1 protein-coding gene is annotated in these 461 nt (G+C 30.2%); it reads right to left on the minus strand.

What is annotated here, in order from left to right:
* Positions 1-11 precede the first annotated feature (11 nt).
* The coding region (locus ACFQQJ_RS04845; RefSeq protein WP_377104682.1) for a hypothetical protein at positions 12-461 on the minus strand (450 nt) is incomplete at its 5' end.

Raw genomic sequence — 461 nt, forward strand, 5'->3', positions numbered from 1 at the left:
GGTGTATGTCATTAGTTAATATTCCAAGTAATTTCATTATCGAAAGGTTCTAATAACTTCTCTACTTCTTTGATATAGTAGTCATAGTCGATATCCCAATCAAAGTCTTTCATATTATTACAAGTTTTTACCTTCCATTCACTTTCAATAGCCATTCTTCTATACTCTGTTTTACCTTCTAATGGTGGCATAATTTTAACCATTTTACCACCATTTTTAGATGGGTAATATCGACAAATATTTTGTTGTTTGTGTTCTACTTTGTTATCATCAACTAAGATTAGTTCACAATTTCTAGGAACTTTAGTACGCAACATAAAATCATATTCGTTTTTATGGTTTAGCACAAAATTCTTATAGTCCACCCCTTCTGTAATATATTTATCAACAGCCATAGCAATAACTAAAGATGAAAAGTTCTTATTCCATGCTAAATCCTTATACTCATACCGACCTTTCAT

It is taken from the genome of Propionicimonas sp. T2.31MG-18, assembly GCF_964266745.1.
GTDB lineage: Bacteria > Actinomycetota > Actinomycetes > Propionibacteriales > Propionibacteriaceae > Propionicimonas.